The organism is Belliella kenyensis (assembly GCF_022549675.1).
GTDB lineage: Bacteria > Bacteroidota > Bacteroidia > Cytophagales > Cyclobacteriaceae > Belliella > Belliella kenyensis.
The window spans coordinates 17,449-42,411 of record NZ_JAKZGR010000010.1; the positions used below are offsets into that span (position 1 = coordinate 17,449).

Annotated in this window: 27 protein-coding genes and 1 tRNA gene; 22 read left to right on the forward strand and 6 right to left on the reverse strand. The window is 39.0% G+C overall.

What is annotated here, in order from left to right; genetic code table 11:
* Nucleotide 1: 1 nt before the first annotated feature.
* A tRNA-Arg gene (locus MM214_RS11530) sits at nt 2-73 on the reverse strand.
* A gap of 213 nt (nt 74-286) precedes the next feature.
* On the opposite strand from MM214_RS11530, the gene MM214_RS11535 reads away from it, so the two are divergent.
* From MM214_RS11535 to MM214_RS11575, 9 genes are all read left to right on the forward strand, one after another.
* On the forward strand, nt 287-847 hold the full coding sequence (locus tag MM214_RS11535) for a 30S ribosomal protein S16 (protein ID WP_241295603.1): 561 nt from the start codon (nt 287-289) through the stop codon (nt 845-847).
* A 14-nt stretch (nt 848-861) separates the two neighbouring features.
* Nucleotides 862-1,392 (forward strand): ribosome maturation factor RimM, encoded by a 531-nt coding sequence (gene rimM / locus MM214_RS11540; RefSeq protein ID WP_241295605.1) that lies wholly within the window; start codon nt 862-864, stop codon nt 1,390-1,392.
* 6 nt (nt 1,393-1,398) lie between these two features.
* Nucleotides 1,399-2,079 (forward strand): tRNA (guanosine(37)-N1)-methyltransferase TrmD, encoded by a 681-nt coding sequence (gene trmD, locus MM214_RS11545; protein WP_241295872.1) that lies wholly within the window; start codon nt 1,399-1,401, stop codon nt 2,077-2,079.
* Nucleotides 2,080-2,176: 97 nt separating this feature from the next.
* Entirely contained in the window at nt 2,177-2,548 is a 372-nt protein-coding gene (gene rplS / locus MM214_RS11550; RefSeq protein ID WP_241295607.1) for a 50S ribosomal protein L19, read from the forward strand.
* A 227-nt stretch (nt 2,549-2,775) separates the two neighbouring features.
* Nucleotides 2,776-4,314, forward strand: a complete 1,539-nt coding sequence (gene gltX, locus MM214_RS11555; protein ID WP_241295609.1) for a glutamate--tRNA ligase — start codon at nt 2,776-2,778, stop codon at nt 4,312-4,314.
* Nucleotides 4,315-4,356: 42 nt separating this feature from the next.
* Nucleotides 4,357-4,560, forward strand: coding sequence for a hypothetical protein (locus tag MM214_RS11560; RefSeq protein WP_241295611.1), 204 nt, complete (start codon nt 4,357-4,359; stop codon nt 4,558-4,560).
* Between the two features lie 7 nt (nt 4,561-4,567).
* Nucleotides 4,568-5,230 (forward strand): porin family protein, encoded by a 663-nt coding sequence (locus tag MM214_RS11565; protein ID WP_241295613.1) that lies wholly within the window; start codon nt 4,568-4,570, stop codon nt 5,228-5,230.
* 67 nt (nt 5,231-5,297) lie between these two features.
* The gene (locus MM214_RS11570) at nt 5,298-5,879 is read left to right on the forward strand and encodes a NifU family protein (protein ID WP_241295615.1); all 582 of its coding nucleotides are present in this window, start codon (nt 5,298-5,300) and stop codon (nt 5,877-5,879) included.
* 6 nt (nt 5,880-5,885) lie between these two features.
* Nucleotides 5,886-6,962 (forward strand): DUF3810 domain-containing protein, encoded by a 1,077-nt coding sequence (locus tag MM214_RS11575; RefSeq protein WP_241295617.1) that lies wholly within the window; start codon nt 5,886-5,888, stop codon nt 6,960-6,962.
* Between the two features lie 118 nt (nt 6,963-7,080).
* Here the strand turns inward: MM214_RS11575 and MM214_RS11580 are convergent, their stop codons facing one another.
* A complete protein-coding gene (locus tag MM214_RS11580; protein WP_241295619.1) occupies nt 7,081-7,980 on the reverse strand; it encodes a DMT family transporter in 900 nt (299 codons plus the stop codon).
* Nucleotides 7,981-8,044: 64 nt separating this feature from the next.
* Nucleotides 8,045-9,034 (reverse strand): tRNA dihydrouridine synthase DusB, encoded by a 990-nt coding sequence (gene dusB / locus MM214_RS11585; protein WP_241295621.1) that lies wholly within the window; start codon nt 9,032-9,034, stop codon nt 8,045-8,047.
* Nucleotides 9,035-9,072: 38 nt separating this feature from the next.
* Here dusB and MM214_RS11590 point away from each other — a divergent pair, with 38 nt between their 5' ends.
* The 5 genes from MM214_RS11590 (at nt 9,073) to MM214_RS11610 (ending at nt 13,164) form a co-directional block, all read left to right on the forward strand.
* Nucleotides 9,073-10,023: a CPBP family intramembrane glutamic endopeptidase gene (locus tag MM214_RS11590; RefSeq protein ID WP_241295622.1), complete on the forward strand. Its 951-nt coding sequence runs from the start codon at nt 9,073-9,075 to the stop codon at nt 10,021-10,023.
* Nucleotides 10,007-10,213, forward strand: coding sequence for a putative signal transducing protein (locus tag MM214_RS11595; RefSeq protein ID WP_241295624.1), 207 nt, complete (start codon nt 10,007-10,009; stop codon nt 10,211-10,213). Before MM214_RS11590 ends, MM214_RS11595 begins: the two co-directional genes overlap by 17 nt.
* Nucleotides 10,197-11,054: a phosphatidate cytidylyltransferase gene (locus tag MM214_RS11600; RefSeq protein ID WP_241295626.1), complete on the forward strand. Its 858-nt coding sequence runs from the start codon at nt 10,197-10,199 to the stop codon at nt 11,052-11,054. The genes MM214_RS11595 and MM214_RS11600 overlap by 17 nt, the downstream gene beginning before the upstream one ends.
* Before the next feature lie 77 nt (nt 11,055-11,131).
* Nucleotides 11,132-12,409 (forward strand): Glu/Leu/Phe/Val family dehydrogenase, encoded by a 1,278-nt coding sequence (locus MM214_RS11605; protein WP_241295628.1) that lies wholly within the window; start codon nt 11,132-11,134, stop codon nt 12,407-12,409.
* Between the two features lie 92 nt (nt 12,410-12,501).
* Nucleotides 12,502-13,164: a phosphatidylserine decarboxylase family protein gene (locus tag MM214_RS11610; protein ID WP_241295630.1), complete on the forward strand. Its 663-nt coding sequence runs from the start codon at nt 12,502-12,504 to the stop codon at nt 13,162-13,164.
* Nucleotides 13,165-13,658: 494 nt separating this feature from the next.
* Here MM214_RS11610 and MM214_RS11615 read toward each other — a convergent pair whose 3' ends face one another.
* The 3 genes from MM214_RS11615 to MM214_RS11625 all read right to left on the reverse strand — a co-directional run bounded on the left by MM214_RS11615 (nt 13,659) and on the right by MM214_RS11625 (nt 17,087).
* The gene (locus tag MM214_RS11615; RefSeq protein ID WP_241295632.1) at nt 13,659-14,153 is read right to left on the reverse strand and encodes a Clp protease ClpB; all 495 of its coding nucleotides are present in this window, start codon (nt 14,151-14,153) and stop codon (nt 13,659-13,661) included.
* 83 nt (nt 14,154-14,236) lie between these two features.
* The gene (locus MM214_RS11620; protein WP_241295634.1) at nt 14,237-14,614 is read right to left on the reverse strand and encodes a hypothetical protein; all 378 of its coding nucleotides are present in this window, start codon (nt 14,612-14,614) and stop codon (nt 14,237-14,239) included.
* 292 nt (nt 14,615-14,906) lie between these two features.
* Nucleotides 14,907-17,087 carry a S9 family peptidase gene (locus MM214_RS11625; RefSeq protein WP_241295636.1) on the reverse strand — a complete coding sequence of 727 codons (2,181 nt, stop codon included), beginning with the start codon at nt 17,085-17,087 and terminating at the stop codon, nt 14,907-14,909.
* 236 nt (nt 17,088-17,323) lie between these two features.
* Between MM214_RS11625 and MM214_RS11630 the strand changes: the two genes are divergently transcribed.
* From MM214_RS11630 to cobA, 8 genes are all read left to right on the forward strand, one after another.
* The gene (locus MM214_RS11630) at nt 17,324-17,722 is read left to right on the forward strand and encodes a hypothetical protein (protein WP_241295638.1); all 399 of its coding nucleotides are present in this window, start codon (nt 17,324-17,326) and stop codon (nt 17,720-17,722) included.
* Nucleotides 17,723-17,795: 73 nt separating this feature from the next.
* Nucleotides 17,796-18,212 (forward strand): RrF2 family transcriptional regulator, encoded by a 417-nt coding sequence (locus MM214_RS11635; RefSeq protein WP_241295640.1) that lies wholly within the window; start codon nt 17,796-17,798, stop codon nt 18,210-18,212.
* A gap of 76 nt (nt 18,213-18,288) precedes the next feature.
* On the forward strand, nt 18,289-18,561 hold the full coding sequence (locus MM214_RS11640) for a DUF2061 domain-containing protein (protein WP_241295642.1): 273 nt from the start codon (nt 18,289-18,291) through the stop codon (nt 18,559-18,561).
* Entirely contained in the window at nt 18,536-19,240 is a 705-nt protein-coding gene (locus MM214_RS11645) for a phosphoadenylyl-sulfate reductase (RefSeq protein ID WP_241295644.1), read from the forward strand. The genes MM214_RS11640 and MM214_RS11645 overlap by 26 nt, the downstream gene beginning before the upstream one ends.
* Nucleotides 19,241-19,295: 55 nt before the next feature.
* On the forward strand, nt 19,296-20,195 hold the full coding sequence (gene cysD, locus MM214_RS11650) for a sulfate adenylyltransferase subunit CysD (RefSeq protein ID WP_241295874.1): 900 nt from the start codon (nt 19,296-19,298) through the stop codon (nt 20,193-20,195).
* 249 nt (nt 20,196-20,444) lie between these two features.
* Nucleotides 20,445-21,701 carry a sulfate adenylyltransferase subunit 1 gene (locus MM214_RS11655; RefSeq protein WP_241295646.1) on the forward strand — a complete coding sequence of 419 codons (1,257 nt, stop codon included), beginning with the start codon at nt 20,445-20,447 and terminating at the stop codon, nt 21,699-21,701.
* 143 nt (nt 21,702-21,844) lie between these two features.
* Nucleotides 21,845-23,947, forward strand: a complete 2,103-nt coding sequence (locus MM214_RS11660; RefSeq protein ID WP_241295648.1) for a HEPN domain-containing protein — start codon at nt 21,845-21,847, stop codon at nt 23,945-23,947.
* Nucleotides 23,944-24,723, forward strand: coding sequence for a uroporphyrinogen-III C-methyltransferase (gene cobA, locus MM214_RS11665; protein WP_241295650.1), 780 nt, complete (start codon nt 23,944-23,946; stop codon nt 24,721-24,723). The genes MM214_RS11660 and cobA overlap by 4 nt, the downstream gene beginning before the upstream one ends.
* Nucleotides 24,724-24,963 lie beyond the last annotated feature (240 nt).

The window sequence follows — 24,963 nt, forward strand, 5'->3', positions numbered from 1 at the left end:
GTAGCCGCGCTAGGGATCGAACCTAGATCTAGCGTTTAGGAAACGCTTGTTCTATCCATTGAACTACGCAGCCATGGGGTTTGAAGGTGAAGTCTTTCTCTATAACTACTTGAAAATCTTAAAACAATGACTTTTCTAAACCTTAGGAGTGCTAATTTAAGTCAAAAATTGTCATCAATGCAAATAATTTTCTGACAACTTGTGAGATTCAAGATAAAAGACATATCTTTGCAGTCCAAAAATCAAGATGGACGGGATCCATCAAAACACTAAATATCAATAAAATATGGCAGTTAAAATCAGATTAGCGCGTAGAGGTAGAAAAAGATTAGCCATCTATGACGTAGTAGTAGCTGATGCTAGAGCTCCACGTGATGGACGCTTTATCGAAAAATTGGGTACTTACAACCCGAACACTGACCCTGCATCTATCAACATCAACAATGAGCGTGCGCTCCAGTGGTTGTTGAACGGCGCTCAGCCTACAGACACTGTGAAAGCTATGCTTTCTTACAGAGGTATCTTGCTTCAGAAGCACCTTCAGATTGGTGTGTTGAAAGGAGCGATTACTCAAGAAGTAGCTGATCAGAAGTATGAAGCTTGGAAAGCATCTAAAGACCAAGTGATATCTGGAAAAGTAGACAAATTGGCTCAAGCTAAAGCTGAGGCTCGTCAGAAAGCATTTGATGCTGAAACTGCGAAGAATCAGGCAAGACTTGACGCTATCAAAGCTAGAGAAGAAGAGGCCATAGCTGCTGCTCAAGCAGAAGCTTCTGCTGCAGAGGGTTCTGCTTCTGAAGGTGAAGCTGCTGAAGGCTCTTCAGAAAGCGAAGAAACTCAAGCATAAAATCAATCATAGCCATGAACAAAGATAAATGTTTCCAGTTGGGATATATTTCCAAGGTTCATGGACTTCATGGAGAAGTTACTGTAGTACTGGATGTGGATTATCCTGAGGCATATGAAGGCTTAGAGCATGTTTTCATAGAGCAAAAGTCCAGATTAGTCCCCTTCTTCATTGAGTATTTCGAAGTTCAGCCAAGTCAAAAAGTTTTGGCCAAATTCGAGGAATATAACTCAATGGATGATGCAGAGAAGCTAGTAGGTTCGCAACTTTACTTGCCTCTTACAGCATTGGAAGAATTAGGTGATGACCAATACTATTTTCATGAACTTGTTGGTTTTGTAGTAGAAGATGAAAAGTTAGGTGTCATAGGCACTGTAAATTTCATCTATGATCTTCAAACACAGGATTTACTTGGAGTAGACCATAAAGGAAAAGAAGTACTCATCCCAATACAGGATGGGATCATCCAAAAGGTCGACAAGGCTGCTAAAAAAGTTTACAGCCAGCTCCCGGAGGGCTTTCTTGAAATATATTTGGAGGAATGATCCATGATGCGAATAGACATCATTTCTGTCGTCCCAGGTCTATTGGAAGGGCCGTTTTCTCACTCCATTCTCAAAAGGGCAGAGGAAAAAGGACTTGCAAAAGTTCAAATTCATAACCTTAGAGACTATGCCATAGGCAAACAGAAGCAAGTAGATGATTATGCTTTTGGAGGAGGAGCAGGAATGGTCATGATGATAGAGCCTATTGCCAAGTGTATCGAGGCACTTCAAAGTCAACGGACTTATGATGAGATAATCTATCTCACACCAGACGGAGCTACATTTGACCAAGTTATGGCCAATGAGCTTTCTCTGAAAGGGAACTTGATGATGTTGTGCGGTCATTACAAAGGTGTAGACGAGAGGGTTAGACAAAAATTCATTACCAAGGAAATTAGTATTGGAGATTTTGTTTTGTCAGGAGGTGAGCTTGCTGCAGCTGTTTTGGCGGATGCCATTATCAGGCTGATACCAGGAGTGCTCAATGACGAGACTTCTGCTTTGACAGATTCATTTCAAGATGGATTATTGGCCCCGCCTGTATATACAAGACCCGCAGCGTATGATGGAATGGAAGTCCCAGACATCTTACTCTCTGGTCATCAAGCCAAAATTGAAGATTGGAGGTTTGAGCAATCGGTTCGCCGTACCAAGGAAAGAAGACCTGATCTACTAGACAGGGAATAACTTTGGTAAGCGATGACAGCATAATGCGATAATATAAAGAATTCAATAGAAGATTACTCTAAGGAGTAGTTGCTACAAGCACATAAAATATAAAGCTATGAGCGAACTAATTAAATTTGTAGAAGCGGAATATAAGGAAGTAAGAGCTTCATACCCTTCTTTCAAGGCAGGAGATACAATCAATGTTCACGTTAGGATCAAAGAAGGTAACAAAGAGCGTATCCAGCAGTTCCAAGGTACTGTGATCCAAAGGAAAAATGTAAATTCCAATGGTGAAACTTTCACTGTAAGAAAAGTATCTAACGGAATCGGAGTAGAAAGAATATTCCCAATCTTGTCCCCTTCAATCGAGAAAATCGAGTTGTTGAGAGAAGGTAAGGTAAGAAGAGCGAGATTGTTCTACTTGAGAGGTCGTCAAGGAAAGTCTGCAAGGATCAAAGAAAAGATCAGAGTAAGAAAAGACTCTTAATGAGTCCAGATTACCAACAAAAGAAAGGAAACTCGCAAGGGTTTCCTTTTTTTGTTTTCCGAAGTACCAAGGTTTTGTGATTCAAAAAGGGATGTGGGTGTTTGGATATAATGCTTCTTTTTTGCCTAAGCTTTGTACTTAAATTTTATTACCTTTGTATGTTTAATTTTTGAAAAAAGCATCCATATCATCCTTGCTGAGGATGATTAAAAGTATAAATAATCATCATGAACAAAGAAGTACGTGTACGTTTTGCTCCTTCCCCGACGGGAGCTTTACATATTGGAGGGGTACGTACAGCCCTATATAACTATCTTTTTGCTCGCAAATTAGGCGGCAAGTTTTTGTTAAGAATTGAAGATACTGATCAGACAAGGTTTGTTCCAGGTGCAGAAGAGTATATCAAAAATGCATTGGAGTGGTTGAACATTTCCCCAGATGAAAGCCCTTGGTCTCCGGGTGACTGTGGGCCATATAGACAGTCTGAAAGAAAGCCGATGTATATGCAGTATGCGCTGGATCTTGTAGAGAAGGGTCATGCATATTACGCATTTGATACCTCCGAGGAGCTTGATGCCATGAGAGAGAGACTGACAGCAGCTAGGGTGGTATCACCTCAATACAATGCTATCACGAGGACTCAAATGAAAAACTCCTTGACTTTGCCAGAGGATGAGGTGAAGGCTAGGTTGGCTTCAGGTGATCCATATGTGATCAGGATCAAAATCCCAAGAAAAGAAGAAGTAAGACTCAATGATATGATTCGTGGCTGGGTAATGGTGCACTCAAACACCCTCGATGATAAAGTATTGATGAAGTCTGATGGAATGCCTACTTACCATTTAGCAAATATTGTGGATGACCACTTAATGGGCATTACTCATGTGATTAGAGGTGAGGAATGGTTGCCGTCTGCGCCATTGCACGTGTTGTTGTATAGATATTTTGGTTGGGAAGATACAATGCCACAGTTTGCGCATTTACCTCTCCTACTCAAGCCTGACGGTAACGGTAAGCTGTCAAAAAGAGATGCTGACAAGCACGGATTCCCAGTATTTCCGATGGATTGGACAGACCCTAGTACAGGAGAAAAAGCCATGGGATTCAAGCAAGCAGGCTATTTACCTGATGCATTTTTGAACTTTTTAGCTTTTCTTGGATGGAATCCTGGAGACCACAGAGAGATATTTTCTTTAGCGGAATTGATAGAAGCATTTTCGATAGAGAGAATAGGAAAGTCAGGGACCAAATTTGACATTAACAAAGCTAAGTGGTTCAATGAACAATATCTAAGATCCAAAACAGATCAAGAGCTTTCTCGTTATCTATTAGAAGATGTAGAAAATGACGGGCTTAGCGTAAGTGAAGAGAAAGCCAGGCAGATTGTGGCTATCATGAAAGAGAGGGCTACATTCCCAACTGATCTTTGGAAAGAGGGAATGTTTATGTTGATTGCACCTCAGCAATTTGACGAATCTGTAGCCTCGAAGAAGTGGAACCAAGAAGCTGTCACTGTCTTGACAACTTACAAAGAAAAACTATCGAGCTCGAGCGAAGTTTTGACAGCTGACTCTGCAAAGGCATTGCTTGAAGAATCAGCAGCTGCAAATGATATAAAATTTGGTAAAGTGATGCAAGCTGTAAGACTAGCGGTGACAGGAGTAGGAGCTGGCCCAGACTTGATGGCTGTATTTGAAATTATAGGCAGGGAAGAGTTGATCAGCAGAATAAGCTATGCACTTGATACATTGAAAATTCAATCATAAATCAACGGGGGATTCAATTCCCCCTTTTATCTTACTGATGTTATGGCAAAAAAACCCAAAAAGGAAGAAAAACCAAAAGTACATAAAGACTTAGATGGCTTTAGAATGGATATAGATTCCTTTGGAGAAATTTCAAGTTCATTTCCTATTGATAGACTCAACGAGTTTCTTAATAACAACGTTGAAGACAAGAAATTGAAGGATAGAGAAGATATCTCTGAAATAAAAAAGGGGAAGAAGAAATGATTTTGAGATGCCAAAATTAAAGTTTTTTTGGGGGGTAATTTTACTTCTTTTATTGACTCATGAACTTGCTGCTCAGACCAGCGTAGGTTTCAGGGGTGGTTATTCTATTTCCAATGTAAGCTATAGGGCCAGCCCTGGATCAAGGACAGAGAGAGTGGGAGGAGTTACAGCTCCGACCTATAGCTTAGTTATTGAGCAGTTTTTGGCCAAAAACGCTGGAGCTCAGCTTGAGATTCAATATCTTCAGTTAGGCTATACTCAGCGAGACACATTAGATAGGACCAATCAATCTCGACTCAACTATATCAAAGTACCCCTCATGTCCAATTTTTACTTTGGAAACAGGGGTAGGTTTCATATAAAAATAGGTACGCATGTAGGATATTTGATGAGTGCTTCTGACGAGTCAAGAGAGTATGAAGGATCCACCCTAATCCCAACTTATGGTGGTGAAAATGATCGGCCAAATAAAATTTTGTATGGTTTGTCCGCTGGAGCAGGGCTCTCCAATTTGTTTGGAAAAAGCACCTTAGCAGGTGAAGTGAGATTCTCTTACGATTTTAATAGGCTTGAAGCTCAGAATAGGATATTTGACATGACTTCCACCAATTTGGAGGTTACGCTGAGCTATTTGTTTCAAGTAGTCAAACCCAAATGGAAGAATGAATAGTAGCCACATGGGAACTTAACAGGCTAATTGCTGTTATCATATCACACAGTTTAGATTTATTTCAATTATGTTACAAGCACAAAAAAGACCTACCAATATTTATATGGAAGCCAATCCAAACCCAAACTCATTGAAGTTTGTGGTAAACTTCATGCTCGTGGATGAAGGGATTAGTTTTGATTATCCAAATTTACAAAGTGCAGAGAACTCTCCATTAGCTCAGGAGTTGTTTAATTTTGACGCCGTAGATCGTGTATTTATTGCTTCAAATTTTGTCACTGTCACTAAAAAGGAAGAAGTAGAGTGGGTTGAAATCCAGGATATTGTAAGAGATCAAATAAAGAAGTTCCTAGAGGATGGAAAAGCACCTGTAAAGGTTTCTTTTGAAGAAGACCCTTTGTTTGACGAGAATGATTCTGAAGTGGTCAAAAAGATTAAAGGTATCCTAGATGAATACATTAGGCCAGCTGTAGAGCAAGATGGTGGAGCTATTGTTTTTCATAGTTTTCAAGAAGGTATTGTGAAAGTCCTTTTGCAGGGGAGTTGCTCAGGATGTCCTTCTAGCACGGTCACTTTAAAAGCAGGTATTGAAAATTTACTCACCAGAATGCTTCCTGAGGTAAAAGAAGTTCAAGCACAAGGGGTGTAGTATTATATGTTGAGGGGAAATTGGGCATGGGCAATTTTGGGCCTGATCAGCTTGGTGATCAGGCATTTTGCTATTAGAAATCCTGAAAGGACAGAGGAGATTTACTCTAGGAAGTTCTTCCCAGGTATTAGGAATATCATAGATATGTCCATTTCTTCATTTTCCTTTCCTACCGTGTACATTTTTATTGCCTCTGTCTTCCTCTTTATAGGCATATTTTTCTATTTTCTATTTCAGAAATCAGGATGGAAAGCAAAGCTAGGTTACAGTATAAGGTCCTTTTTTAATTTTTTAGGAGCGATAGTCTTTTTTTTCCTAGTTCTATGGGGATATAATTACAACAGAGTTCCAGTTTTTGAGCAAATTGGCATGAAGCCAAAAGCAATGACCGAAGAGGAATTGATTCCTGAAATAGAACTAACTCGAAATCTCGTTCATCAACTTCGTGGGTTAATTACTGAAGATACTACAGCAATAGACTCTATCATGCCATACCCAGAGCTTGAGCGTATGGTGAGGGGAAATATGCGTGAGCACCTTTATCTTTTGGGATTGAACTTCACCGGAGAACCCAGAACTAAAGAGTTTTATCCGGCTGGATTTATGCGGAAAATGGGTATACTAGGCATCTATTTCCCATTTACAGGTGAAAGTTATATAGATCCTACTTTACATCCTTTAGAAAAACCCTTCACCATTGCTCATGAAATGGCACATAGCTATGGAGTCACTGATGAAGGGGAAGCAAACTTTATCGCTTGGGTAATTGGTTCAAATAGTGATGACCCTTTGTTGCAATATTCTGCACAGCTCAAGTTGTTAAGATATCAAATGAGTGACTTATATAGAATGTCTAAGCCGCTCTATACACACTTTTACAGAACTATACCTGTAGGTATACGGAACGATCTGACATCCATCAATAGAAATGCTGACAAGTACAAGCCTATCAATTTGGAACTAAGTAGGAAGTCAAATGATCTATTCCTAAAAACCCAAGGAGTAAAAGCTGGTGTCTTAAGTTATCAGCAATTGCCTATGTTAGCCTTTGCTTGGAGAAAAAGATTGAAATCGGAGGAATAAAATCTATGATTTGCTATTGCCTTGATAGCTGAAAGAATCATGTGCGCTGCGTCAAAATGATGTTTCAAACTATAAATACGCTGAGGGTAGCAAAAAAAAGATAGTTATTGTATGATCCTTATCCCCTATTTCCCACCCATACGCCTAGAATGACAGCGACAATCCCGATATAATGTCCCGTCAACAACACTTCCCCATCAAGTAACCCCCACATAATAGCTACTATTGGTATCAAATAAGTGACAGAGCTAGCAAATACGGGAGTCGCTACTTTCACCATGATGTTGAACAGGATCAATGCAATGGCAGTACCAAGTACACCAAGAAGTGTTACATACCCAGCTGCAACCAAAGCACCCTCTACATGGACAATCTTGAATGAAAAAGAAGTAGCCGCAAATAGAAAAATCAAAGCAGCTGGAAGTACCATCAGCAGTGATATCGCTGTGATCGCCACAGGCTTAAGTTCTACAAATCTGTACTTGATGATATTAAGATTGATGCCATAACAAATACATGCCAGCAATACATAAAAAGCATAAGCATTGATTTCTGAAAATGCTCCAAAGCCCACTCCTTCTTTGACAGTCAACAATACCACTACTCCCATCAGTGCTATAAATAGTCCTAAAGTGTTTCTTTTGGTAATGCGAGCTCCAAAAAAGATAGCTCCAATGATGACTACAAAGAGTGGTGTCATGGCATTGAACACACCAGTCAACGAGCTACTCAGTTGTGTTTGTGCTTTCGCAAATAGAAATGCAGGAATAAAGCTTCCCACCAAGCCCACTATGATCAAGTTAATGACTTGTTTTTTATTCAAAGATTTTAGCCTGGGGAGGGAGAGAGGTAGCAAAACCAATCCAGCAGATACAATCCTAAAAGCTCCAACTTCTCCTGGCGAAAAGACTTCCAGACCTCTTTTTATCAGAATGAAAGAGCTACCCCAAATCAAGGCTAGTAGAATTAAAAACCCCCATGCTTTGAGGATGTTTTCGGATTGGATATCTCGAGACATGAAGACTTTTTAGTGGTAAATTAGGCGATTTAGAGTAGGGTGATAAGAAGTAATTACTTTTGAATCAAAATTCATAATCAGCGTATACTTCTGCCACTTGATCTAAAAGCTTGATAACGTGCTCATAACTTTCAGCAGTCACCATTTCTGTTCTGAATGGTTTGAAATTTGGCATTCCTCTGAAATAGTTTGTGTAGTGTCTTCTCATCTCTAATATGCCCTGTTTTTCACCCTTCCACTGTACAGAGAAGTCAAGATGCTTTTTTGTTACATTGATTCTCTCTTGTAAGCTTGGAGCTTCAAGCATTTCACCTGTGGCAAAATAGTGCTTGATTTCATTAAATATCCAAGGGTATCCAATGGCAGCTCTACCGATCATCATACCATCCACATTGTATTTTTCTCGGTACTCTTTTGCTTTCTGCGGTGAGTCGATGTCTCCATTGCCAAATACTGGTATATGTAATCTTGGATTTGCTTTGACCTGATTGAGGTATGACCAATCTGCTTCTCCTTTATACATTTGTTGACGTGTGCGTGCATGGATGCTGATAGCTTGGATACCTACATCTTGGAGTCTTTCAGCTACTTCGACAATCCTAATTGTGTCTTGAGACCACCCTAGTCTTGTTTTTACAGTTACAGGGATGTTTACAGCTTTTACAATTTCGGCAGTCATGGAGACCATTTTGTCTATGTCCAAAAGTATTCCAGCACCCGCACCTTTACAAGCCACTTTGTTTACAGGACATCCATAATTGATGTCGAGAATATCAGGCTTTGCGGCAGCGGCAATTGCAGCTGCTTCTCTCATGGAGTCTATTTCATTACCAAAAATTTGAATCCCAATGGGTTTTTCATAATCGTAGATATCCAATTTTTGCACACTTTTGGCAGCGTCCCTGATGAGACCTTCGGAGCTTATAAATTCTGTGTACATCAAGTCAGCACCATTTTCTTTGCACACTGCGCGGAATGGTGGATCACTGACATCTTCCATGGGTGCCAAAAGCAAGGGAAATTCCCCTAATTCTAAGTTTCCTATCTTTACCACTTCTCAATTCTATTTAATGGTGTAAATTTACCGCAATTATGGAGATTTATAAAACACAATCTACAATTGCCAAGAAAAGTAACTGGTTATTGTCCATGGTCGTTACTTTATTGGTTACTATTGGAGTCCTCTTTCTACTTCAGGGACTATCTTTGATACTAGTGATACCTTTGTTTCAAGTATCAATTACCGAGATCATCCAAGTCATGACTGGTCAAAGTACTGCACCTAATGGACGAATGGCCATATTGTTCATTCAAGGGATTGGAACAGGCTTTGGGTTTATAGCAGCCACATTGCTCATAGCGAAGCTAGTAGACAAAGCTGACATGGGATTCAAACAACATTTTGATAACTTTAAGTTCATCCCATTTCTCATCATGATTTTCGTTATCCTCGGAGGAATGATGTTCAACACCCTTTTGATCGATCTGAATGGCAATTTTCAATTCCCTTCGTTCATGGCAGAGTTTGAAAAGATGCTTCAACAAAAGGAAGCCGAACTGATGGCACTGACGATATACCTTACCGATTTTGATTCAATCCAAGAGTTGATGATGGGTGTGTTGGTAATTGGAGTTTTGGCAGGTTTGGGAGAGGAGCTCTTCTTTAGAGGCCTTTTACAGCCTAAACTTCACCAATACACTGGCAATATGCACGTTGGTGTTTGGTTGACAGCTTTTATTTTCTCAGCTATACACATGCAGTTCTATGGTTTTTTACCAAGAATGTTGTTGGGAGCGATATTTGGTTATCTTTATTGTTATTCTGGAAGCTTGATATATCCGATTATAGCACATATATTCAACAATACTTTCACTATAGTGTTGGTATATTTAGGCAAACTGGGCAAAATCGACTTTGACATAGAGGAAGTGGATCAAGCATCATGGCCTGTGGCACTTGGAGGTTTGGCCCTTTTGGTGATTAGTTTGAAATTATTTTCTGAGAAAAACAAACCCAATTTAACTCATGAAAAACTGGAATAAAGTATTTGAAGATAGCTCGCCAGTGCGGGCTGAGATTGTAAAAGGTGTATTGGAGTCGCATGGCATTCCTGCTTACATCCTCAATAAGACAGAGTCTGCTTACAAAATCCATGGCTATTCAGAAGTAATGGTTCCTGAGCAAGATTTTCACGAAGCTTCCAAAATTATCCAGAATGAGATCACCTTTTAAGCTAAGATCAAGATTTAATATTAATAATTACAGCAACCTTGCTCAGCGCATTATTACTGCATTGATAGGGGCGACATTGATAGTTTTTGGATCTGTATATAGTGAATGGCTGTATTTTATAATTTTCGGTGTCATATTAGCCTTTTCCCAAATGGAATTCTACCGGCTTTCAGGACTTGATGGGATGCTGCCATTAAAAACATTCGGGACATTTCTTGGGATTCTGATATTTTCTTTATCTTTTCTGATAGAAATGCAACATTTACAAGACAAATACTACTTCTTGATTTTCCCATTATCTTCCTTGGTTTTTTTCATCAAACTCTACAGAAAGTCCGATAAAAAACCCTTCACTGGAGTGGCATTTACGTTTCTGGGGATATTCTATGTGGCAGTTCCTTTTGCATTGCTGAATTTGGCCGCTTTTTCGGTAGATGGTACTTTCCATTATGAAGTAATTATAGGTTCTCTATTTATTTTGTGGGCATCAGATTCAGGCGCATATTTTGCAGGAACAAAATTTGGAAAGACAAAACTCTTTGAAAGGGTATCTCCTAAGAAGTCGTGGGAGGGTTTCTTAGGTGGAGCTGCCGCTGCATTTGCTGTTGCTTACTTTCTTGGATTGTATTTCATGTCACTTGCCGTTTGGGAATGGTTTTGTATCTCGACCATCATCATCATAGCTGGCACTTATGGAGATCTCATAGAATCTCTTTTCAAGCGAAGTATAGAGATCAAAGATTCCAGTAGGATGCTGCCAGGACATGGTGGATTTATGGATAGATTTGATGGATTGTTATTATCTGCCCCATTTATTGCAGCATTTTTGAAAATCTTTTAAAAATGCCTATATCTTATTGAAAATACTCGTTAATATTGTGTTGTAATTCAAAAAGCTAAACTATAAATAACCCAAATATGGCTTACATTGAACCGGCTCCGATCAAGGATGCAGAGAATCCGTTGGAGTCAATGATGGAGAGGTTTAACCTCGCAGCTGAAAAACTTGGACTTTCTGACGAAGTTTACAATGTTTTGAAGAATCCAGCTAAGCAAGTAATCGTATCGCTACCGATCACGATGGACAATGGAAAAATCAAAGTGTTTGAGGGAATTAGAGTGATTCACTCCAATATCCTAGGCCCTGCAAAGGGAGGGATTAGATTTGCTCCAGATGTACATCTTGATGAGGTAAGAGCATTGGCCGCATGGATGACTTGGAAATGTGCCGTAGTAGATATCCCCTATGGTGGTGGAAAAGGAGGTGTAAGATGCAATCCTAGAGAGATGTCAAAAGGTGAGATCGAAAGATTGATGCGAGCTTATACCCTTGCGATGATCGATGTATTTGGCCCTGATAAGGATATTCCTGCTCCAGATATGGGTACAGGCCCTAGAGAAATGGCTTGGCTTATGGATGAATACTCCAAAGCTCATGGAATGACTGTAAATGCAGTAGTTACAGGTAAGCCACTGGTTTTAGGAGGATCTTTGGGGAGAACTGAAGCTACAGGTCGTGGAGTGATGGTTTCTGCCCTAGCAGCGATGCAAAAGCTTAAAATCAATCCTTTTCAAGCCACCTGTGCTGTACAAGGATTTGGAAATGTAGGTTCATGGGCAGCTTTACTTTTGGAGGAGAGAGGTCTCAAGATAGTTTCAGTTTCTGACATTTCTGGAGCTTATCACAATGAGAATGGTATCAATATCCAAGAAGCAATAGCATATAGAGATAATAATAATGGAACCCTAGAAGGCTTCAAGGGTGCAGAGAAGTTATCTGATCCGATGGAATTGCTATTACTAGATGTAGATGTATTGGTCCCTGCTGCTGTAGAAGATGTGATTACTACCTCCAATGCAGATAAAATAAAAGCTAGGCTAATCGTAGAAGGTGCAAATGGACCAACTTCTGCCAAAGCTGATGCGATCATTAATGAAAAAGGCATCATGGCCGTTCCAGATATTTTGGCAAATGCAGGAGGTGTGACTGTCTCTTATTTCGAATGGGTGCAGAATAGACTTGGCTACAAATGGACAGCTGAACGTGTCAATAGAAGATCTGATAGGATTATGAAAGATGCTTTTGATAATGTGTATGAAGCTTCTGTGAAATATGATGTCCCCATGAGAATAGCTGCGTATATCGTGGCTATAGATAAAGTTGCTAAGACTTATACTTTCAGGGGAGGCTTCTAAAATCAAAAAAATAGAAAGTTTACTTATATTTGAGGTGTGAAAGTATAGCTTTCACACCTTTTTCTTTAAGCGTTGAAATCTACGATAAGACCATGACTATACATAAAGAAGGACGATCCCTTTTATTTTGGATGCTGATTATTTTAGCAATCTTGAATTATGGACTGTATTACTACTTGCCTTCGCAGGAGGTGTTGCTGAATGTAGTACTATTAGGAAGTGTTATACTTTACTTGATTGTATTGCAGTTTTTCAGGAATCCCTTTGTCCCAATACGAAATGATGATGGCGTGGTATATGCTCCAGCAGATGGTAAGGTCGTAGTGATCGAAGAGGTAATTGAAGATGAATATTTCAATTCAAGCAGAAGGCAGGTTTCGATCTTTATGTCGCCTATAAATGTTCACGTCAATAGGTCTCCGATTGCAGGGATTGTAAAGTTTTTTAAATATCATCCTGGAAAGTACCTGGTGGCGTGGCACCCTAAGTCAAGCACAGAGAACGAAAGGACAACCATGGTGATTGAAGGAAAAAATGGGACAGAACTTTTGGTAAGACAAATAGCAGGTGCTTTGGCTAGAAGAATCAAATGGTACGTAGATGCAGGTAGTCCGTTACAGCAATGTGGCGAATTTGGGTTTATCAAGTTTGGCTCTAGGGTTGATGTATTTTTACCACTAGATGCAGAGATACTTGTCGATATTGATCAAAAGACCAAAGGCGGCCATACAGCAATTGCCAAACTTAAGAATTAAGTTTTTTTTATTTTCTTTCGGCATATTTAAACTAAAGCCTGAATCATAAAAAATTAAAATCCCTCTTTAGTCAGAAATGATCTAAAGAGGGATTTTTTTTCCTAAAATCCGCAAGAGAATGTTGTAATCGGTTAATTAATACTGCTAATTGACCTCCAGGTTTCGCTCCATTATTTCTAATAATTTATTGGTAGTCAATAGAACCAGAAAGGTCTGCGAGTTTTAGATATATGGATATACGGAACTTTGCCAATAACCTTACAAAATTCCGACTTATCTAACTTCCGATATAAATTGATATTGGATACTTATGGATATTGACCATTAACAACCTGTTGAGCCAATGAATTGACGTTACTGGCAAAAAAGCGTATAATCAGATTTAGATATTTGATTGTTGCCTTGGCTTGTGCCTTTCTCTCCTTGGCTTGTGTCCCCACAAGCCAAAATCATCGAAATGCTTGTGACTCTGCAAACCAATCACCTGCCATTTTTTACTTCCTTGAAAGCCAATTTGGAAAAGTCTTTTTACTAAGCACTTGTTTCCAGTACAAAATCCCGAGGGTAAGGGTGCTCAGGAAAAAAATAAAAGTAGTCCATTCGTAGGTTCTTTTTCCAGATTTGCCTGTTTGTATATTTGAATCTTTGTCTTCAAGTGCTCTTTTCAATGATGCGATCTCACGTTCTTGCTTAGAAGCAATGTACTTATAATCGTTTTTTTCGTAAGTGATTTCTGTTTTTTGAATCTCACTGAGCATTTTCAGCTCATCCATGATTTGATTATCTTTTCTAATGATCCTTTCCATCCAATTGTTGGTTTCGATCATGTCTTTTTTTGTTCTATTACCAAAGATGCCCGATTTTTTACTTTCAGATTGCTGCCATTGTTGGTGCAAACTTTGCCTTTCTTGCATGAGCATTTCCAATTTGGCCTGGCCAAACAGCATCATAGGAAAAAGGAATAAAATCAGGGTGATGAGTCGCTTCATAGTGACAGGTATATTTATTTGATTTTAAGTAAAAAATCAAATAATGTGCCGAGAATAATTTTGGCACTTTTCAGCACAAAAAATTATCTGATTTTCATCCTTTTGCCAGCTCTTCTCTTGAATGCTCCTTGTCTACGTTTGTTGTTGGTGTAGAAATTATACAAAAAGTTAATCGCAAAAGCAGTAATGGTAAGAGGTACAAACATACTAGGTAGCATGGTCTTGATGCCAATAAGAATCAAAAATGCAGCAATTATCCCCATTTTAAATGAGGTGTGGCTCTCTGGATATACCTTTGCAACTAAGTAGAGACTTAAACTTTCAATGAGTGCCACGATGATCAGTAAGTACTTTAGCATCTGAGGCATAGTAGTACTTGCTGACCATACTACCCAAGCTAAACCTGCAATGACAAGTACTAGGCTGATGGACTGTATGGAAGTGTTTAGTCTCTCTCTCATTGGTTCTTACTTTTGGGTTGTTGTTTTATGCGATTTTGAAGTATTTGGTTCTTATCAAATTACTAAATAAAAAAAGCTCAAATTTCAATTCTTGCCTATATTCAGAGGAACATTTGTATAGCATGGATGTTTATTTGACTGTTTAATATATGGATAAAACTTAAAATAACAAAAAAATGTGCCTTGGTGTCTTGGGCAAACATGCTGTCAGTTTGACCAAATGTGACACCAAGGTACATGTATTGACAAAAATGAATTTATCTATTCAAAAGGTTTGCGAGGGTTCACAGGATTATAGTTTTCTTTTGATAAAGTCTGTCATCATGCTATATAGGTGCCAGCTCGTATTTCCACCTGATATTCCGTGGTTTCTATTGGGGTAGTAAAATGACTCAAACTGTTTGTCTGCTTTGATCAAAGCATCGACCAGATCTACAGCATTTTGAAAGTGTACATTATCATCACCTGTACCATGAATGAGCAAAAGATTGCCTTTCAGTTTATTGACATGTGTGATCGGACTGTTATCATCATACCCCGAGGGATTCAGCTGTGGAGTCTGTAGATATCTCTCAGTATAGATTGAGTCATAGTACCTCCACGTCGTCACAGGGGCCACTGATATTGCCGATTTGAAAACTTCGTTTCCTTTCATCAGGGCAAGCGAAGACATGTAGCCACCATATGACCATCCCCATATTCCTATCCTTCCTTTATCTACAAATGGTAAGGTGCCGAGGTGTTTTGCACCTGCAATTTGGTCTTCTGTTTCTAATGCACCTAAGTTTGCATATGTGGCATGCTTGAAAGCTCTTCCTCTTGCGCCTGTGCCTCTATTGTCCACGCATACTACGATATAGCCTTCTGTTGCAAGATGGTGATGCCAGAAGTCTCTTAAGCCTCCCCAGCTATTAGTGACATTTTGGGAGCCAGGGCCTCCATACACATACATGAGCACTGGGTACTTCTTAGATTCATCAAAATCAGCTGGCTTGATCATGTAAGCATTGAGAGGAGTGCCATCTACAGTTTCGAAATTGAAAAATTCTTTACTAGACATAGCAAAATTCCTCAGTCTGTCTATCAATTCTTGATTGTCCTCTAGTACTTGAAGTTCTTTTCCCGCTGTGTTATTTAAAGTGATCCTAGCCGGTCGATTAGCTTCAGTGTGTGTAGCAATATAATATTTGAAATCCTTGCTCATGTTGATATTATGTGTACCTGATGCTGGAGTAAGGATCTTTTTATTTTTTCCGTCTAGATTGATGACATAGAGATTCCTTTCAAGAGGTGAAGCTTCAGTAGAAGTGAAGTATATCTTTTTTCCTTTTTCATCCACACCAACAAGATTACTTACTTCCCAATTACCAGCGGTGATTTGTTTGATCAATTTCCCTGTCATGTCGTGGTGATAGATGTGCTTGTAACCATCTTGTTCAGATGTACGGATAAAGCCCTTATCGTCTTTGAGAAAATGGTAATTGTCGTTGAAGTCTAAATCCACATAGGTGTCAGACTTTTCTTGAAGGATGAGTTTACTCTCTCCAGAAGATGCATTTGCAGCTAGGAAATCTAGTTGATTTTGAAGCCTGTTGAGTCTGATATAAGCCAGAGTGTTTGAGGTTGCAGTCCAATAGATTCTTGGTAAATAAATATCAGTCTCTTTACCACTATCAACTTTTACAGTTTTGCTACTAGCAAGATCGTAGATATGAATACTAACTTCGGCATTTTTTTCTCCAGCCTTTGGGTACTTGAATTTGTAGTCTTCTGGATAAAGTTTTCCCCAAGTTTGCATATTGAATTCAGGCACTTCTGACTCATCGAATCGGATAAATGCGATTTTTTTTCCATCAGGAGACCATTCGAAGGCTTTTGCCATAGAGAATTCTTCCTCATAAACCCAATCGGCAGCACCATTGATGATATGGTTCCATTTTCCATCTTCGGTAACTTGAGTGATTTTTTGATCAGAAAGATTGACAATGAATAAGTTGTTGTCTTGAACATAGGCAACTTTATCATTGTCTGGAGAAAGTGTGGCATACATGATTTTTTCTCCATTGACAAGGAGTTGTGCGTCGCCTGATTTGAGATCTACGACGTGATTGATTGCTTTGCTAGATCTTCTGTATATCCTTTCGATATCAGAGGCAAGCAATGCCTTAGATTCGTCCGCATTGAAGCTATAGCTTGAAAAGTCCACACCAAGTTTCCCTCCATCTATTAGAGTTTCTTCTTGCTTTCCTGTGGCTACATTGATTTTTACTACCACAGGCCCAGTTGCTGTACGAGTTAATGAGCTATAGTACTGTCCATCCTTCATCCAGTTGATACCATATACTCCTTTCGCTGAAAATGTATTTGACTTGAAAACATCTTCTAGCGTTACTTTTTTCTTCTGTTGTGCAATAGTCGAATGGCAAAGCATAATCATCAGTACCAATGCCCAGATTTTATTTATTTGAATCATATTGAATATTTGAGTTTACATTTTGTTCAATTCTTAAATCAATGTAAAAAAAGTGAATTCTCCTCAATTTAACCAACTCAATTCATTTGGGAGGGTGATTTGTAATTTGGATTGTCTTTGTTATGTCCGTTTATCAAATTTTTTGATCAACTTCTGCACTTTTCCACTATATTCATTTCCAATAGTTTGGGACATTCTTAACTCGAGTATCGTCTTAATTTCAAATGGATCTTATTATGAGGATATGTTTGGTGATTTTATTCGTGTTTTCAAGTTTTTTGGCGTTTTCACAGGAAAAAATTCAACTTGATATAAATCAATCTCTTTTACTTTACCCTGAGATTTATTTTGTTGCGACCTTTGATTTGGATGAAAATGTTACTCTAAGTAGCTTGAATCAATTCTGTGAGGAGCAAGACACCATTTTGTTTTTGAATCAAGACGAGTGTAGTATCATTAAAGTACTCCCCTCAAGCATCGGATCGGATAGAGATATTCAGCTTTTGAAGGAGTCTGTCTTGGATTTCTTCAAAAATGTAAGTAATCCAATTGATATCAAATCGTATGGTAGAGAATATCTTCCGGAAAAGTATCTTGTATTTTGTAAACCTACGATCAAGCCAAATATAAAGTAGGATGATTTAAATGTAAAGTTTTCAAGTTTTTAACCTACTTTTGAATTCAGAGAAAAAAACTATTTTTGTAACTATGCTATCCAAAAAAACCAAATATGCTTTTCATGCCTTAACTTATTTAGGTAAAAATAGAGATCAAAAGACTGTATTGATTCAAGACATTGCAGCAGAATATGGTATTTCCCATAAGTTCTTAGAAAATATTCTCCTTGAGTTGAAAAAGGCAGGTATACTTGGCTCAAAGAAAGGAAAAGGTGGGGGCTATTACCTGATCAAAGAACCCAAGGATGTTGCGCTATCGAAAGTGATAAGGCTACTAGATGGTCCTATTGCTTTACTACCTTGCGTAAGCTTGAATTACTATGAACCATGTATTGAGTGTCAAGATGAAGGGAAATGCGGCTTAAATAAAGTGATGATTCAAGTAAGAGATGAAATGCTTAATGTTCTGGAAAACAAATCATTAGCAGATATTCTTGATAAAGAGTAAAATTTTTTTACCTATTTACCCTACTTTATTTATAGACTTTACATACTTTTGTAATTCATCATGAATTAAAATACTTATGATTCTGGATCAACCGATCAAAAAGTGGTTTGAAGATAAAACAGGAAAGGACAGTAACTTCAAGAGTATTGTGAAGTCAATCTCATGGAGGTTAGTAGGTACGATAGACACGATCGTGATATCCTATTTTATCACCGGACAGCTAAAGATGGCTGTATCTATAGGATCTATAGAAGTGATGAGCAAGATCATTCTTTATTACTTCCATGAGCGTGTATGGGAGAAATTGACAAAACCTAAAAAAGATGAGCTTACAAGAGAACTTGCATGATTTAAGAGAAAAAATAGACGGACTAACCCCAGAGGAAGGCCTACTATTTCTTTCAGACTTATTCCGGGGCAAAGTAGTTTTTTCTACTTCTTTGGGTCAGGAGGATCAAGTGATCACACAGATGATTGCTGATAACCTTATTCCTGTCCATATTTTTTCACTGGATACTGGAAGATTGTTTCCAGAGACATTAGACTTAGTGGCAAGGACCGAGACCAAATTTAAAAAAAGGATAGATCTGAAATATCCAGAGAGAAGCTCAGTGGAGCACTTGGTAAAAGAGCAAGGAATTAATGGGTTTTATGAATCGGTTGAAAAGAGAAAGTCATGTTGTTTTGTCCGTAAAGTAGAACCCCTTCAAAGGGCACTGAAGGGTAACAGTATTTGGGTCACTGGACTCAGAGCTGAGCAAAGCCCCAACAGAAGCGATATGAAAAAACTTGAATGGGATGAAACTAATGGTATCATCAAGTATAATCCATTGCTAGATTGGAGTTATGAGCAGCTGCTTCAATACATTGATGAAAAAAAGATACCCTACAACCCGCTTCATGACAAAGGCTTCATCAGCATTGGATGTGCGCCTTGTACACGAGCGATCTCAGAAGGAGAAGATCCTAGAGCAGGAAGGTGGTGGTGGGAAGATTCCAAAAAAGAGTGCGGACTTCATGCGAGATGACAATTTCCGAGAAATGGATTTAAACAAACCGAAACGAAACATTAAACTAGCTATCATGTCAAATCAATATATACCAAACCCTAAAGAAGCTGAATCGATACACATTTTAAGAGAAGTGGCGGCTCAGTTTGAGAAACCAGTATTGCTTTTTTCAGGAGGAAAGGATTCTATCACTTTAGTGAGGTTGGCTCAAAAGGCTTTTTATCCAGCAAGAATTCCCTTTCCACTTTTACACATAGATACAGGGCATAATTTTCCTGAAACGATAGCATTCAGAGATCAATTAGTTGAGGAGCTTGGTTTAGAGCTGATTGTGAGAAATGTGCAAGACTCTATAGATCAAGGTAAAGTCACTGAAGAAAGAGGTCGATATGCTAGTAGGAATACTTTGCAGACTACGACATTGCTTGATGCTATAGAAGAATTTAAGTTCGATGCATGTATAGGTGGTGCAAGAAGAGATGAAGAAAAGGCTAGAGCCAAAGAAAGAGTTTTTTCTGTAAGAGATGACTTTGGTCAATGGGATGAAAAAAACCAAAGACCTGAGTTATTTGACATGCTCAATGGTAGAATTCATCAAGGACAAAATGTACGTGTGTTCCCAATTTCTAACTGGACTGAATTGGACGTATGGGAATACATAAAAAATGAACAAATCAAGATTCCTTCCATATATTTTGCACACAAGAGAGAGGTCTTCTTCAGGGATGGTATGGTATGGACTGCAAACCAGCATGTCTATAGAGATCATTCGGAAGAAGTAGTAGAGCGAATGGTGAGATTCAGAACGGTGGGAGACATGACTTGTACCGCAGCAGTTCTGTCTGAAGCCGATACTTTGGAGGCTGTCGTTGAAGAAATCAGGCAATCGACCATTTCGGAAAGAGGAGCTAGGATCGACGATAAGCGCTCAGAAGCAGCCATGGAAAAGCGAAAGAAAGTAGGGTACTTTTAGAAACGAGATACGAGAAGCGAGAGATTAGAAACGAGAAACGAGAGACGAGAGACGAGAAGCGAGAGATTAGGGACGAGAGATTAGAAACAAGAATCAAGAGCCAAGAAACAAGAGTACGCGACAAAGTGACAATGGTACAGATCCAATCAAGATAGACAAGGATGTAAGACTCACAAAAAATAGAAAGTAAAGTGTTACAAAAATCAAGACTTTACTTCTCTGTGGGTTTTGCTAGAAAAAGATACTAAGATGACTGAAAATAGAAAATTGATAAAAATAGCTACAGCAGGTTCTGTGGATGATGGCAAGAGTACACTCATCGGAAGGTTGCTGTATGACACAGGCTCATTGACTACGGATAAGCTTGAGGCGATAGAAAGAAATAGCAAGCAAAAAGGCTATGATTACCTTGATTTTTCTTTGGCCACAGATGGGCTTGTAGCAGAGCGTGAGCAAGGTATTACGATAGATGTTGCTCATATCTATTTCAATACTGATAAGACCAATTTCATCGTAGCAGATACCCCTGGGCATGTTGAATATACGCGTAACATGGTGACTGGCGCCTCTACTTCCCAAGTAGCAATCATCCTTATAGATGCCCGAAAAGGTGTGATTGAGCAGACTTACAGACATTTTTTCATCAGTAATTTACTAAGGTTAAGTCACGTAGTCGTTGCTGTGAACAAAATGGACTTAGTGGATTATGATGAAGAGGTGTACTTGAAAATCAGATCAGATTTTGAAGCTTTGGTAGAGAAAAGTGATTTTAGTGCAGATCAGATTACCTTCATTCCTATCTCAGCCTTAAAGGGAGAAAATGTCTCTCAAAAATCGGAAATGATGAGCTGGTATGTTGGAAACACCTTGCTAGACCATTTGGAAGTGTTAGAGCCGAGCGATTTGCAAGAAAGTAGTACTGCAAGATTCCCTGTACAGTTTGTGATCAGGCCAAAGACGGAGGCATATCATGACTTCAGAGGATTTGCAGGCAAAGTATATGGTGGCAACCTGAAAAAGGGAGACCTGATCACTGTCTTGCCTTCATTTACTGAATCTAAAATCAAGTCTATACATTTCTTCGAAAATGAGATTGAAGAAGCCATAGCTGGTTCAGCTGTTACGATAACTTTAGAAAATGAAGTGAATGTAAGTAGAGGTGATATGATCGTGAGGTCTTCAGAGCTACCAAAATCAGAGAAGTCTATTATCGCAACTATTTGTCAAGTGAACAACAAGCCTCTCAGAGTAGGGGATAAATATACCTTGCAACATGGCGTCAATAGTGTCTTGGCAAAAGTGGATCAAATCCAAGCCAAGATTCATACAGACTTCTCCGGTGAAGAAGCCGTAGATCAGCTCAGACTAAATGACATTGGAAAGGTAACTTTCAAGTTAAGTAAGCCAATTCACTTCGACCCATATTTACAGAACAAATCAACTGGTAGCTTCATTCTTATCGATGAGGGATCATTTGATACAGTGAGTGTTGGGTTTATTGATTGAGGATTTGAGAAGGTAGATATTGGATTGTGACGTCGAAATTTCGATTACAAATTGACAAATCAATTACTACAGCAATTTGACAATACTTAGTACATCGTACTCTAGTACTTTGTACAACAAAAAAACCTATTGAATAAAATACGATGCAAAGCTTTAGAACAGAAATAGAAAATCCAGTAGTAGAGAAAGATATCATCGAATTGGAAAAGAAAATCGCTCTTTTCAAGGATGGGAAGATTGATGATGAAAAATTCAGAAGCTTGAGGCTTGCCCGTGGGATATATGGGCAGAGACAGCCAGGTGTTCAGATGATTCGGATCAAGCTTCCTTATGGAAGGGTGAGTTCGGAGCAGTTGCATAGAATCTCAGAAGTATCAGATAAGTACTCTACAGGAAGACTACACATTACGACACGTCAGGATATTCAGATCCATTATGTGAAAATAGATCAGACCCCTGAACTATGGGCAGAGCTTGAAAAAGACGATGTGACCATCAGAGAAGCATGTGGCAATACAGTAAGAAATGTGACAGCATCAGAAATGGCAGGGATTGATCCTAATGAGCCATTCGATGTGACGCCTTATGCTGATGCTACTTTTAAGTATTTCTTGAGAAACCCTATCTCTCAAGAGATGGGGAGAAAGTTTAAAATCGCATTTTCATCAAGTGACGAAGATACAGCACTTGCATACCTTCATGATATTGGGGTGATTCCTAAGATAAAAAATATTGACGGTAAGGAGGTCAGAGGCTTCAAAGTGCTTCTTGGTGGAGGGCTTGGTTCACAGCCAAGACATGCAGATGCAGTATATGAGTTTTTACCAACAGATAAGTTAATCCCTTTTATAGAAAGTGTGATTAGAATCTTCGATAGGTTTGGTGAAAGAGCCAAAAGAATGAAGGCAAGGATGAAGTTTTTGGTCAAGGATCTTGGGCTGGATGCTTTTTTGAGCTTAGTTCAAGAAGAAGAAAAATCCCTACCTTTCAAAACCTACCCCATTGATCACACAGCCTATGAATCGGCTCAGGCACTTCCTTCTAATGAAATCATTCAGGTCGATGAGCCAGTAGAATTGGCTTATGAGCAATGGAAATTGACCAATATCATTCCGCAAAAACAGGAAGGGTTTGTAGCGATAGGTATAAAAGTGAAATTGGGAGATTTTTATACTGACAAAGCTAGACTCTTGGCTGATTTAGTGAAAAACCATGCAAATAATGAGATCAGGTTTACTTTAAGACAAAACATCTTGATAAGGGACGTGCGGATTGAGCAAATTCCATTTTTCTATCAGGAATTGAAAAAGTTAGGTTTCGTAGAAAGGGGTTATAATACACTCGGAGACATCACAGCATGTCCTGGTACAGATACCTGTAACCTAGGTATCGCTTCCAGTACTGGAGCAGCAGCCATATTGGAGGAGGTGATATTCAAAGAATATCCAAAATATCTCAACAATAAAGACCTTACCATAAAGATTTCTGGGTGTATGAATGCCTGCGGTCAGCATAATATGGCTTCAATTGGATTTCAAGGTATGTCTATCAAGGCCGGTAAAAATGTGCTTCCAGCTTTGCAAGTTCTCCTAGGTGGAGGAACTCTCGGAGATGGTACGGGAAGATTTGCTGATAAAGTGATCAAGATTCCAAGTAAAAGAGGTCCTCAAGCCTTGAGGATTTTACTGGATGATTTTGAATCGAATGCACAAGAAGCAGAGCCGTTTTTGGCATATTATGATAGACAAGGTCAGATGTATTTCTATGAAATTCTCAAAGACATAGCTAGCATCGATGATGTAGTAGAGAGTGATTTTATAGATTGGGGAAATAATGATCCTTACGTAAAAGAAATCGGCGTAGGTGAATGTGCTGGAGTGATTATAGATTTGGTGTCTACCCTTTTGCTAGAAGCAAGAGAAAAGATAGCAAATGCTGAAGAGAGTCTTCAAGCCAAAGCTTGGTCGGATGCCATTTATCATACTTATGCCGGTCTTGTAAATACAGCAAAAGCTATCCTACTCGCTGAAGGAGTGAGTACCAACTCACATGCGAGTATATTGAAACAATATGATGAGGTGTTTACTGAATCAGGAAAGATTGATTTGGGAGCTTCAATTGAAGCTATCACCTATCAGATAAAAGAAAATGAACCTTCAGAGACATTTGCTTTGAGTTATTTTGCTCAAGCACAGCAGGTTTTTGACACAATCAGTGATTACAGGGCCAAAGAAGTACAAGCATGAGAAATGAAATCAAACCTAAAGTAACCCTAGTAGGAGCTGGACCTGGTGATCCTGAACTGATCACGCTAAAGGGGATTTTGGCGATCAACAAAGCCGATGTGGTCCTTTATGATGCCTTGATAGATCCAGCTTTGCTCAAGCATGCTCCCGACAAGGCTATCAAAATATATGTAGGCAAAAGAGTAGGTAAGCATTCTTGCCCTCAGGAAGATACCAATAGATTTTGCGTAGAATACGCCTTAAAATATGGCCATGTGGTTAGGCTAAAAGGTGGTGACCCATTTGTATTTGGGCGTGGATCTGAAGAGATAGATTACATTGAAGCTTTCGGAATCCCCACAGAGGTTGTTTCGGGGATAAGTTCTTCTGTAGCTGTGCCTGCATCTGTAGGCATACCAGTGACCAAAAGAGGTGTTTCGGAGAGCTTTTGGGTGATCACAGGTACGACTTCTTCAGGAGAGATCTCTAGAGACATCGCACTTGCAGCTCAATCCACGGCAACTGTTGTAGTTCTGATGGGCACAAAGAAACTGGCTGAAATTGTCCAAATTTACAAGCAAAATTTCAAAGCTGATCTCCCTATAGCAATCATTCAAAGTGGCACTACCAAAGACCTGAAACTTGTCGCAGGTACTATCAGTGATATCCAAGAAAAAGCAGTGAGCGAAGGCATTGGTGCTCCAGCCATTATCATCATTGGTGAAGTTGTCAAAGAAAGCTATAGACTGAAGGAGATTTATGGTGAAGTGGTAAACGTTGAAGTCAATAGAATTTGATATATTGGCAATATTTTCTGGAAATACGATTTCTTCAATATGTGGATGTTTTGGTTTGTGAGGACACAAACCTAGGGGGGTATATTATTGGAATACAGTAGAAATAAATTGAAATAAGATAGAAATACTTCACCCTAGCTCTCAAGCTTTTTTATTTCTATCCAGTTTCTTGGATTGTATTTCAATATCCCAGGGCAAATATTCATCGATTTCTATTTCAAAAAATTTCGCCAAAGGCAT